Consider the following 10,567-nt stretch of genomic DNA (forward strand, 5'->3'; position numbering starts at 1 on the left):
CGCCTGGCTCGCCGTCGCGCAGGATCAGCAGCCCCTCGGCCGGGACGCGCTCGGGCAGGACGTCACCGCGCAGGGCAATCGCGGGCAGCGCCGAAAGCCGCGCGTGCAGCGCGGTGAGGATGGTTTCTCGGACACTGGCCATGGTCTGTCGGTCAACTCCGCTCTTGACGTTTGTTTAGAGGGTGGTTTGTTTAATGAAGGCCACGCAAAACCAATTGGCGGAAGGAAACGAATGCTGCTTGACGCGCATCGATTGGAAGAACAGCTACGAGATGCAGTAGCCGTAGACGGAGCTGTCCGAGATGCCTATTTGGCTTTCGCCCATGCTCAATTCCTTGACGGCACCACGGTGCGTCCGGCCGGACATGGATACATAGAACGCGAACTTCGTTTCGAAGCGAAAGGCGACTGGCTATACTCAGCGGTCCTTAATCAGAAGTGGGTTCTGTGGTATTTTCGAAAGCCTGCCTTGAATGCTGGACTTATTGATCGGGGCGAAACCAAAGAGCGTTTTCCCACTTCCGAAGAAACTTCGCGCGGGGAATTGAAGTTTCGCGTTCATAGCTCGGGAGAAGCGAGTGCTGTATTGCAATGGATCGGCGCTGAATAAAGCGCCTCGTCGAGATCTCGGCAGATTGGTCCAGTGGGTACGCGCTCAACCAAGCCTCACCTCCACCCAGTTTGTCACAATCAGCCCCGGCACGCTGTCGAGCGTCCGCGCGGCATCCCGTGCCAGGTCCAGCCGCTTCGGCAATTTCACCTGCGGCACCAGCAGGAAGATCGGCGCGGTAACCTTTCCGCGCCCGATCTTTGAGCGCGACACCACCGCCTGGCCTTTCGTATTCAGCCGCCCCTCTGCCACCAGCAGGCTCGGGCCGGTCCGGCGATAGACAAACCGCAGGCGCAAACCGCGTCGTCGTTCCCATTCTCCGGGGGTAATCCGACCGCCGCGCGTGGACTTGCCTGCGGCAGGCAGCGGGATCGCCAGCCAAAACCCGTCCTTCGAGCGGATCAACGGGCCGGTGTCGTGAGCTCCCACGATCACCGGTGCCTTGGACCAGACCAGAGCCGCGGCGTCGAGGCTTTCACCCGACCTCGGGAAGTTCTGGTTGCGGATCGAGTTGGCGAGCCTTCGCCCCAGTCCCGCGCCAGTGATCTGCATGCGCCAGGCAGACTTCAGCCCGGTCCCGGCCTCGCGCATGGCGGCGGTCACCGCGCGTTCGCCCGCCGCGACCTCGGCCGCCATCATGGCGACGATGTCCGGATCGATGTCGAGCTTCAGTCTCACGCAGGCCTCAGATCGACGGTCCAGACCAATCGTTCCCGGTCGCGAACGGGTTCGCCCTGAATGAGAAAGGCATCGCTGTCGATTTCCAGGCGGTCACCGGGGCGCGGGGCCGGAACCTCAGCCACGCGCAAGTCGATCCTGGTCGTTTCCGACCAGAGCCGCGCGTCGCCGAAGTCGGTGATCGCATCAGCCTGCCGGGAGACAACGCGCACCAACACGGGTGCGCCGCCATCAGAGGTGTAGATTGCCTCTCGACCGATATTCGGATCGGCAAACAGCGCATCCACGACGGCGGCGAAAGCGGACATCAGAATGTGCCGTTCAGGCGCACCCGGCCGATCACGTCGCCCGCGCCGCCAGCAACAGCTTCAGTGGCCGCACCGATCAGCGTGTTCGCCGTGGCGGTTTTGGTGGCTTCCTTGTTGGTGTTGTCCCAATAGACCTTGTCACCGGCGGACCAGGACTGTGACGCGACCTTCTTGAGGTCAAATACACCGATGAGTACGGCCTCGACCGTTCCGGCATTAGCAGCATCCCCGGCGGCCACGCCGAAGATGGAGCCGACGAGCAGACCGTCGCCGGAGGTCACGGCATAGGGCGCGGTCAGGGTGATGGTGTTGCCGGGCTGGACGTAGTTTTTCATTGCGGGATCCTTTGCAAAAGGGAACGGACGGCCCGATTGGACCGCCCGTCAGAATTGAATTGTCTGGGATGGCTCGGGTTACGCGCCCGGGTTCTTGTAAAGACCCCGCCAGTCAATGGCCTTGGCACCGAAATCGAGGCGGCACTTGATCTCGACGCCATCGACGTCGAAGCCATTGCGCGTCTCGATATAGGCGCCCTGCTGACCCTCGAGGTAGGCGTACTCGATGGTGTCGATCTGGTTCGGGCTGGCCGCCAGATACCAAGCGGTTTCACTGGCGGCATCGAGGCGCGGCTCGCTGATCGGCGCGAGCGTGCGGATCGATTGCGGCACGACGTTGGAGGTTGCGGCGGGCACAAGGTTCTGGGCCACCATCTGCTCGGCCTTCAGCTCCAGCGACGCAGGCACAATCAGGAAGGCGGGCCGGACGTTGAGCACCGTCTTCTTGTCGAGGCCCGTCTGCTTGGCCATGGCGGCGCGGGCCGAACCGACCGCCTCGACGGCCAGCGACGCGCCGGTGCCCGCGAGGTTCTTGTGGGTGGTGTGGAACAGCGCGTTGCCATCCGCCATCGCCGGGTTGGCGGTGATGACCCCCCAGACCACGTCCGACTCCAACTGCGCGATGGAGTTGCCGTACATTGCCGGGATCCGGGTGAAGGCGTCGAGATCGTCGTTGATCAGCGTCTGGCGGGTGATCGCGACCACCCGGCCATAGGTCTTGACCTTGTAGCTCTCCTTGCTCTCGCCCAGCGTGCCGCGTTTGAACTCGCCGCTTTCGCCCACCTCCAGCAGTTGCGGGGCTTCGCCGAGCTGCACCCGGTGCATCGCCTTGAAGTCGGTGGCGAGCACCTGGCGGCAGAACAGCATGAAAGTGCGGGGATAGGCCTCGTAAGCCTGCCGCAGGGTCTTGTTGGTGACGGCCGACAGGATCTCGGGAAAGTCGGATGTCGAATGCAGGGCCCGGGTCGCCACCTCGTCGCGCGACAGGCCGCGGGTGTTCACGCCCACATTTCCGAGGCTTTCGCGGGCCAGTTCCAGCAGCGTCATGCCGCGATACTGGCGGGCGGCGTCTTCCAACTGGAAGAGAGTCGGGCTGTAGCGGTGCAACAGTGCATTCGCGACGGCGTCGCGGCGAGTGATCGCCTCATTGCGGCCGCCCAGAGGGATCGACACCTGGCTGAAGGTGCGGGTTTCCTCGGATTTTGCAGCTACCTGATCGAGGATCAGACGCCGGGCCTCACCAACGTCGGTGCCGCGTTTAACCAGATCCTCGGCAAAGCTGCGCTCGAGGTTCAGACGGCCCGCCAGATCGTAGATCGTGGACACGCGGTCGCGCTCGCCCTCACGGGCCCGGGTCGCGACGGCTTCAGTGTCAGGCACAACGGGGGCATCGGGCTTCTGCGCCTTCGGTTGGGTGCGGGTTTCGTTTGCTGCGACCTTCGGATCGGGTGCAGGCGTTTTCGGCTCAAGCATGGTGGTGTCCTCGGCAGCATTGGTGTCGCTGGGCTGGTCTGTGGCCTCTGCGGCCGGGGCGTTGGATTTGTCCGTCATCGGGATGGCTCCTGTGTTGTTGGGTGGGGCGTCCCGGCGGTGAAGGACGCAAGTTGCAAGGTCGGATTGGGCGCGGAAGCCTGCGGCGGGGTCGGCCCCAACCGGCACGGCGGACACCTCGAAGGGCGTCCAGTCGACCGCGCGCCAGAGTTCTCGAGCGGCTTCGGGTTTCGAGACCTCAAAGCGGTGCACCTGGTAGCCGATGGACACCGCGCGGATGTGGCCCGCCTGGATGTCGCGCCAGATCGGTTCGACATCAGCGCGTTCAGAGATCCGGACCTGCGCAACGCCCCGGCCGTTTTCGATGCGGGCGGAGCCGGGAACGACCGAGCCGATCACCGCATCCAGCGTGTCGATCTCATGAACCTTCAGAAACGGCGCGCCTGCATTCAGACGATCCAGCCGCACATGGGTTGGATCGAGGCTCAGTTCCTCGTCATAGGGCTCGCCGAACAGGGTCGACCGGCGGACCCGCGCGCCCGCTGACCAGATTACCTCGACGGTGCGGGCGTCGGTATCGGCAGTGTTCGGCGCAAGCTCCGCCGACCGGCGCAGGGCCGGCAGTTCGATCATCGTATCCATATGTGTCAGTCCTGTTGGTCGGTGTCGGGCCGCGCCGGATCCGTATCGGAGTCGTCGGCCGGATCGCTTTCCGGGTCAGCGGCAGGGTCGTCGTCGGCGGAATCGTTCGCCGGATCGCTTGTTTGGGCGCTGCCAGTCTTGGTGACGCGGCGCGGATCGCTGTCGAGCACCAGCCCGAGGGCGTCGAGCTTGGCGTTTGTGGCGGCAATTTCGGCCAGCACCGCGTCAGGGTTGCGGCCCTGTCGGGCGATCACCTCGGCCAGTGTCATCGTGCCAGAGCGGATCGAGAGCAGGTTCGCCATCGCGTCCTTCTGCGGATCGACGGCCTCGAACTTCGGCGGCGACCATTCGACCGGCACGTCCGGTGTCGGGATCTGCCCCGCGGCCCACGCCGCCTCGGTAAACCAGCGCCAGACCGGTGCGCAGAACATCGGAATGAACAATTGCCACTGCACGGCGTCGATCTGGCGGCGAAACTCGACGAGCCCCGCGCGGATCGAGGAATAGTTGACCTGGCTGAGATCGCCGGTCAGCAATTCATAGGGCACCCGGAAGCCTGCCGAGATCGTGTGCAGGCTCGCCCTCTTGTATTCGCCGTAGCCGCCGGTGGCCGAGGGCTGGTTAAACCGGATATCCTTGCCGCCGCGGGCATAAGCGATCAGTCCCGGTTCGAACTGCTCGACGCGGTTGCCATCAGCATCCACCACAGACGGCGCGATGCCTTGTTGCGCTTCGTCGTCGCCGAAGACGATGGCGGTGACGCAGGCCTCGGTCTTCTTGCGGACCAGTTCGGCGACCTCGTAATCATCGAGATCGCGCAGGCTGCGGATCACCGGTGCGCCCCAGGGAACGCCGCGCGCCTGCGTGCGCTGTTTTTCATAGATGTGGGCGATCTCGCTCGCAGGAACCGGGCGGCTCTGCAGGCCATTCTGCAATGCGCCGTAGGCGTCACCCGGATGCTCGGCATGGAGCCAGTAGGCCCGACGCTTTCCGACCGGATCGAACTCGATCCCCTGCACCAGGCGTCCCGCGCCGAGCGCGCCGGATTTCGTGGCATCGAGGAAGTCGGCCTCCAACACCTGCAATTGGAGCGGCACCGGCAGACCGTCCGAGGATCGCCTTAGCCTGCGACGCACAAGGACCTCACCTGCTTCGACCATCTCGCGGCAGATCAGGGTCTGCAGTCCATAGAAGTCGAGCTGACCATCGGCATCGGCGGCATCTGACCACCGTGCGAAGAGCGCATCGACTTTGCGGTCCAGCTTGTCATTGCCGCTGGCGGCGCGCGGCATGATGCCCGCACCGACAATGTTGTTCACCAGCACCGCAACGGCCTTGGCCGCGTGCGGATTGTTGCGGACCAGATCTCGCATCCGATCCCGCAAAAGCGCCCCGGCCACGCCAACCTCGGTGTCAGCGGAGGTGCCCGGCGCGCGCCAGCCGTCGGTGCGCCGCCCCTTGGCCGCACCGTCATAGCCACGCGTCAAGGTTTCGAACGCCTGCCTGGCGAGTACGCGCCGTGCCGCAGTGCGCGGGGCCACCGTGGCAATCGCATGGTCAAACCAGTTGGCTGACATCAGCGATCCCCGCGCGAGAAGCTCGCGAGACCAGCGACCGGCAATGGCCGGGTCGTGCCCGCGATGGCGCGCTCGATGGTGCGAATGCGCGCCAGCAGATCCTCTGCAGAGCCGTAATCGATGGATTTGCCGTCATAGCTGACGCGCGTCGTGCCGCTTGCATAGGCCCGCCGCAGCGCCGAAAGCTCGGTTTCCGTCCAATCTGCCATCAAAACCATCCTCCACGCCGTCCAAGCCAGTCAGACCGCCGTTTCCCCTGCGACGCCTGCGCCTGTCGATTGATCTGCCCCGCGGGATCCACCGAGGTATCGGCAACCCCAAGTTGATCCTCGAGGTCGCGCCATTTCTCGTCGGTCCACCGATCCGCGCCCGCGATCCAGGCGGCGGCGCGGGCATAGACCCGGCAGTCGAGCGCCTCGTTACGTTCCCGAAGCTTCTGCCATTCCAGCCGGGCGAAGCCGCGCTTGGTGCGCACGGTGACCAGCTGCTCAGCGACGAACTGCTTCAGCCATTCATTCTCGACCCAATGTGGCAGGTGCACGGTGCCAGGCTGGCTTTGTGCCCCTTCCGCACGTTCCTCGTCGGTCGGCCGTTCGAGCCGCAGGAACCGATAGGTCTCTGCCTTGAATGTCGAAACAGCCACGGTCCAGAGGCGCGCGCCCCGGCGCAGCCGCTTGCCGCCCTCGGTCGCGTCCACATAGGTGGGCCCGGAGACCGGGCTCGCGCGATTGAACCCTTCGACGCCTTTCATGGGGGCCACCTGCGCGAACCCTTGTGCCCGCGACCAGCCATAAACCGCTGGGGCCTCGTAGCCGGTGTCAATGGCGAGCCGCGCGATCTTCAGATGCGCGCCACGTTCATGCGGCCATGTCCGGTTCAACAGCGCCGTCAAGTCGCCCCAGGCCTCATGCCGGTCCGGCCCGCCCTCGATGACGATGTGATCGACGAGCCAGCTTTCCAGCCCTCGGCCCCATGCCCAGATATCGACCTCGATCCGGTCTTTCTGGACGTCGCCGCCTGCCGTCAGGAACAGCCCCCCCGCAGGGACAATTCCCGGCTTCCAGCGTTCGCGCCGATCATAGAGCCGCTGCCAATCGGGCGCTTCGCCGGTTTCGACCCATGTCTCGCCAAGGATCGTGTTGCGAAACGCCTTGATCGCCTCGTCCGACCCTTGGGCCGCGTCCCATGCCCGCACGATCCGCTCCCAACTCAGCCAGCCGATCGGCGAATAGAGCGCCGAGAGATGATAGCCGACAGTGCTAGGATCGGCGGCCGTCGCAGTCGCGCGCCATTCGCCTGCCTCCAGCATTGCCGTCTTGTGATGCTCGGCGATAGACGTCTCGCAGCCCTCGCAGTGATATTCAGCAGTCTCCGGCCGCCCCTTTTGCCAGCGCAGCCGTTCGAACTTCAGCCACTGTTCCTGACCGCAATGCGGGCACGGCACGAAGAACCGCCGCTGGTCGCTGGCATCATATTCGCGCTCAATCCTGCTCAGCCCCCGGATTGTCGGGGTCGAGACCAGGAACACCTTGCGCCGATGGGCAAATGTCAGCGACCGCGCTTCGGCCAGCGTGACCGGATCGCCTTCGTCGTCAGCGGATGCCGGATAGGCATCGACCTCGTCGAGGAAGATGTAGCGCGCGGGTGTCGAGCGCAGGCCCACGGCCGAGTTCGCGCCCGTCATGATCAGGATGCCGCCCGCGAATTCCTTGGACAGCATCGTGTTGCCCGCGTCGCGCGACCGGGCGGGTTTGACCCGTTCCCGCAGTTCCGGGCTCTCGTCGATCAGCGGGTCGATCCGCTGGCGCGAGTTGCGTTTTGCCAGTTCCACGGTCGGCTGGACCGCCAGCATTGGGCCCGGAGCCTGGTGGATGGCAAAGCCGATCCAGTTGTTGCCTGCCTCGGTCGCGCCGACCTGCGCCGCCTTCATGAACACGATCCGCTGTGTTGGATCGCCGGGTGAAAGTCGATCCATGATTTCGCCCATGTAGGGCGTGCGGGCGGTGCGATACCGGCCCGGTTCGGCCGAGGCGCGGCCCGAAAGCATCCGGTGCCTGTCCGCCCATTCCGACACGGTCAAGTCCGCATCTGGCGTGAGGCCCGCTCCCCAAGCGCGTAGGATCTCTGCCGCGCCAACGAAGTCCGGCATATCGTCCGCATCATCGGAGATCGGGTTTGACCTCGGCAAGATCGTCGAGTTGGGCACGGACATGTTTCTCCAGAACCTTCTGCATCGCGGCGGTTTCGACACCCAGATCGGCCGCCATCAACGCCGCCGCACGCGAGGGCCAGTTCACCCAGACGTCGCGCTCCTGCCGTGCCAGCCGAAACACCAGCGACAACGCGCGGGCCCGGTCGATCAGCTCGCCTTTCAGCTTCTGCAGCCGTAGGCGTCGCTCCTGAGCCTTCAGAACTTCGTTCGCCGTCTTGGCCTGCAGGAACGTGGTGCCGCTGCCGACGGGAGGTGCCGCCAAGCCCTGTTCGCGCAGCGTTTCGCCTACGGCGGATACCGCCGCCTCCGGAACGGGCTTCAGTTTTGGCTGCGGTGCTTTCCGTGTCTTGGACGGATCGGTCGCCTCAGCGCGCAGGGCATCGCTGGCCACCGCGTCGATGCTGCCGTCAGCATGCAGAACCAGCCGCCCTGTCGCCTTGGCCTTCTGGATTGCCCCGCGCGACAGGCCGACGCGGGCGGCATACTGGCGCTCGCTCAGACCCTCCATTGCGCGCTCCGATTGTCATTCAAAATCATGTGCTTATGTAGTTGATAAGCCTCCGCACCAGAGCGAACGTGATCCTACGAAGACGATGCAACTCACAACGGAGCCGCCAAGATGACCCGCCTGAACCCCCAGACAACGCCCCGCCACCAACTGCGCGCTGAGAAGGCTGCCCGGAACAAGGAAGCAGCACTCAACGCCTTCATCGGCAAGAAAGCTGAGATCGACGAGATGCTCGCCCGCTTGTCGAGCCTGAGCGACGACCACTTCAACGCCCACCCCGACGAGATCAACTGGGGCCATGTCGGCACCCTTGAGCATTACGCCAGCCTCCTGAAGCGCATCACCGACAGCGCCTTCAGCGAAGGCGAGCACGCGGAGTGAGCCGCATGGAAACCAGTACCATCCGCATCGCCATTCGGAGCCTGAACGAGCCTTGGGATACGAGCCGCATCCGGGCCGTCCTCGACGAAATCGAAGCATCGCTCCGAGAGGAAGCCAACGTTCCGGCGCGCCTTACCGCCGACAGCATGACAATCGCAATCGACGTCGCCACCGACCAACTGCCCGCCGCCGCAGCGCTCTTGCACGAACTTGGGCTGATCTGACCTCGGGGATACGCCCGAACTCCGGCCGCGCCGATGCGCGGCTTGGGGTCGTAGAAGACCGCGATGGTCGCGGTCCGAATACGGAGACGACCCCATGACCAAACTTTCCGAAACCCAGACGATCATCCTGTCCCGCGCGGCCCAGAACGAGGACCGCATTGCCCTGCCGCTGCCCGAGAGCCTGCGCGGCGGAGCCGCCGCCAAGGTGGTCGGCGCGATGCTCGCCAAAGGCTTCCTCGAAGAGGTCGACGCCGACATGCGCAGGGGCGAGCCCGTCTGGCGCGAGACCGGCGACGGCCACGGCGTCACGCTGGTCGCCACAGACGCAGGGCTCGCCGCCATCGGCATCGAGTCCGCAGACGCGAACACTGCGCCTGCGGGCGCGGCGGACGCGCCGACCGAGGAGCCCGCGCCCAAGGCGCGCACCCCGCGCGAAGGCACCAAGCAGGCAACGCTGATCGCCATGTTGCGCGCGCCAGACGGCGCGACTATCGAAGAGATCATGGCCGCTACAAACTGGCAGTCGCATACGGTACGAGGCGCGATGTCCGGCGCGCTGAAAAAGAAGCTGAGCCTCGACGTCACCTCCGAAAAGGTCGAGGATCGAGGGCGCGTCTACAAACTGCCCGCCGCCTGACGCATCCATGCCCGGCAAAATGATGACCGCCGTCCCCCGCCGGGGCGACGGTTTTCCTCTCAGGGGACCGCCTTCCGAAACACGCTGTACTGAAAGCTCTGCCGGTTACCCTTCGGCGTGATGTGCATGTGTCGTCTGGCATCGATGGTCTCGAACTGGCCCGGCAGCAGGCGCGCGAGTTCCCGCGCCAGATCCTCCGGCTCGTAGCGCGCAATCGGCAACCCCGAGCACTTTTCGGGCCCGTCATCGGCGAAGGTTGCGATGATCGCGATCCCACCCGGACGGAGGGCCTCGGACATCGCGCGCGCGTAGCCGGCGCGATCCTCGGCCCGGATGAGAAAGTGAAACACCGCGCGGTCGTGCCAGACCGCGTAGTCCCGTTCAGGCACCCACGTCGCGATGTCAGCTTCGATCCAGGTCACGTCGCTACCTTGCGGGCCGAGACGTCGCCTGCTGACAGCCAATGCAGCCCCGGAAAGATCAAGCACGGTGAGAGGGCCGAGACCCGCCTCGAGCAGCGCGTCCACGAGCCGCGACGCGCCTGCGCCAATGTCGATGAACGCTTCGCCGGGATGAAGATGGGTTCGGACGAGATCGAGCGACACTGACGGCGTCGCTTCGAACCATGTCAGTTCATCTTCCGAGCGCGCGCCGTAGACCTCGTCCCAGTGTTCCTGTCCACCTGCCATCTTGGTCGCAACCTCCCGTGAGTCCGAGTTTAATGCATCAAGGTCATTGATGACACCGAGATTGTAGTCTTGGAAACCTCAAGAGCTCCGTGCCCGGATCGTCTCGAACAGCCGCCGCAAAGCGAACGAACGGGTGATCGACACGATGGTTTATGCCGAGCGTGTGATTATGCGGAGTAGTTTGGGGCTGACCAGCGCAATGAACTGACGGGCAACGGTTTTCTTGCCTGCGCTTGTCAGCATAATCGGCTTGTCCTGCGTTTGGCGCCAAGGCG

At 64.8% G+C, this 10,567-nt stretch carries 13 protein-coding genes and 1 pseudogene; 4 read left to right on the forward strand and 10 right to left on the reverse strand.

All coding sequences use genetic code 11. From position 1 onward, the window contains the following. Positions 1-142: pseudogene (locus ROE7235_RS20720) on the reverse strand (acyl-CoA transferase); the annotation flags it as partial. A gap of 90 nt (positions 143-232) precedes the next feature. Here ROE7235_RS20720 and ROE7235_RS19965 point away from each other — a divergent pair. After that, on the forward strand, positions 233-610 hold the full coding sequence (locus ROE7235_RS19965; RefSeq protein ID WP_147434254.1) for a hypothetical protein: 378 nt from the start codon (positions 233-235) through the stop codon (positions 608-610). 45 nt (positions 611-655) lie between these two features. Here ROE7235_RS19965 and ROE7235_RS17400 read toward each other — a convergent pair whose 3' ends face one another. The 8 genes from ROE7235_RS17400 to ROE7235_RS17435 form a co-directional block, all read right to left on the reverse strand. After that, positions 656-1,288, reverse strand: coding sequence for a DUF6441 family protein (locus ROE7235_RS17400; RefSeq protein ID WP_121096895.1), 633 nt, complete (start codon positions 1,286-1,288; stop codon positions 656-658). Then, the gene (locus tag ROE7235_RS17405) at positions 1,285-1,596 is read right to left on the reverse strand and encodes a head-tail joining protein (RefSeq protein ID WP_121096897.1); all 312 of its coding nucleotides are present in this window, start codon (positions 1,594-1,596) and stop codon (positions 1,285-1,287) included. Before ROE7235_RS17405 ends, ROE7235_RS17400 begins: the two co-directional genes overlap by 4 nt. After that, complete coding sequence (locus ROE7235_RS17410) at positions 1,596-1,931, reverse strand: DUF2190 family protein (protein ID WP_121096899.1); 336 nt, start codon at positions 1,929-1,931, stop codon at positions 1,596-1,598. The genes ROE7235_RS17405 and ROE7235_RS17410 overlap by 1 nt, the downstream gene beginning before the upstream one ends. A 78-nt stretch (positions 1,932-2,009) precedes the next feature. Next, positions 2,010-4,064 carry a prohead protease/major capsid protein fusion protein gene (locus ROE7235_RS17415; RefSeq protein ID WP_121096901.1) on the reverse strand — a complete coding sequence of 685 codons (2,055 nt, stop codon included), beginning with the start codon at positions 4,062-4,064 and terminating at the stop codon, positions 2,010-2,012. A gap of 5 nt (positions 4,065-4,069) precedes the next feature. After that, entirely contained in the window at positions 4,070-5,641 is a 1,572-nt protein-coding gene (locus ROE7235_RS17420; protein WP_121096903.1) for a phage portal protein, read from the reverse strand. Further along, entirely contained in the window at positions 5,641-5,850 is a 210-nt protein-coding gene (locus ROE7235_RS17425; RefSeq protein WP_050663605.1) for a phage head-tail joining protein, read from the reverse strand. The genes ROE7235_RS17420 and ROE7235_RS17425 overlap by 1 nt, the downstream gene beginning before the upstream one ends. Further along, positions 5,850-7,853, reverse strand: a complete 2,004-nt coding sequence (locus ROE7235_RS17430) for a phage terminase large subunit family protein (RefSeq protein WP_121096905.1) — start codon at positions 7,851-7,853, stop codon at positions 5,850-5,852. The genes ROE7235_RS17425 and ROE7235_RS17430 overlap by 1 nt, the downstream gene beginning before the upstream one ends. Further along, positions 7,801-8,361, reverse strand: a complete 561-nt coding sequence (locus ROE7235_RS17435) for a hypothetical protein (protein WP_121096907.1) — start codon at positions 8,359-8,361, stop codon at positions 7,801-7,803. Before ROE7235_RS17435 ends, ROE7235_RS17430 begins: the two co-directional genes overlap by 53 nt. 111 nt (positions 8,362-8,472) lie before the next feature. Between ROE7235_RS17435 and ROE7235_RS17440 the strand changes: the two genes are divergently transcribed. The 3 genes from ROE7235_RS17440 to ROE7235_RS17450 all read left to right on the forward strand — a co-directional run bounded on the left by ROE7235_RS17440 (position 8,473) and on the right by ROE7235_RS17450 (position 9,603). Further along, positions 8,473-8,742 (forward strand): hypothetical protein, encoded by a 270-nt coding sequence (locus tag ROE7235_RS17440; protein WP_121096909.1) that lies wholly within the window; start codon positions 8,473-8,475, stop codon positions 8,740-8,742. Positions 8,743-8,747: 5 nt separating this feature from the next. Next, positions 8,748-8,966, forward strand: a complete 219-nt coding sequence (locus ROE7235_RS17445) for a hypothetical protein (protein WP_121096911.1) — start codon at positions 8,748-8,750, stop codon at positions 8,964-8,966. Positions 8,967-9,060: 94 nt separating this feature from the next. Next, the gene (locus tag ROE7235_RS17450) at positions 9,061-9,603 is read left to right on the forward strand and encodes a DUF3489 domain-containing protein (protein WP_085880454.1); all 543 of its coding nucleotides are present in this window, start codon (positions 9,061-9,063) and stop codon (positions 9,601-9,603) included. A gap of 59 nt (positions 9,604-9,662) precedes the next feature. Here the strand turns inward: ROE7235_RS17450 and ROE7235_RS17455 are convergent, their stop codons facing one another. Next, on the reverse strand, positions 9,663-10,292 hold the full coding sequence (locus ROE7235_RS17455; protein ID WP_121096913.1) for a class I SAM-dependent methyltransferase: 630 nt from the start codon (positions 10,290-10,292) through the stop codon (positions 9,663-9,665). Positions 10,293-10,567: the final 275 nt, after the last annotated feature.

Origin of the sequence: Roseinatronobacter ekhonensis (assembly GCF_900499075.1) — a bacterium.
GTDB lineage: Bacteria > Pseudomonadota > Alphaproteobacteria > Rhodobacterales > Rhodobacteraceae > Roseinatronobacter > Roseinatronobacter ekhonensis.